This window comes from Vibrio splendidus 12E03 (assembly GCF_000272105.2).
GTDB lineage: Bacteria > Pseudomonadota > Gammaproteobacteria > Enterobacterales > Vibrionaceae > Vibrio > Vibrio splendidus_I.
Genome location: NZ_AJZD02000247.1, coordinates 1 through 272 on the forward strand (window position 1 = coordinate 1; position 272 = coordinate 272).

Consider the following 272-nt stretch of genomic DNA (forward strand, 5'->3'; position numbering starts at 1 on the left):
GTTGACTTATTCTGTAATCGCCACTCATTTTGGTAACTTCCCACCACCTCTTGATAACACAGTGGGCAGCAATGGTGTTTCGCCGCAAAATGGGCTTTAGGGGTTTGTTCAAACGCTTGCTGATGCTTGTTACAAAGAATAACAACAGGCGTTCGACTGTTCACATACTGGACAAGAGAGTAGTCGTAACGGTTGCCCCATTGCTTAATGGCTTTTCTAATAAACGTTTCGTTTGTATCTTTAGGGAAAGGCATAGCACTCTTTAGTATTGA

The 272-nt window shown here is 42.6% G+C and carries 1 protein-coding gene; it reads right to left on the bottom strand.

Annotation, left to right across the window (positions count from 1 at the left end):
* The coding region (locus A142_RS15945) for a hypothetical protein (protein ID WP_019820357.1) at positions 1-254 on the bottom strand (254 nt) is incomplete at its 3' end.
* Positions 255-272: the final 18 nt, after the last annotated feature.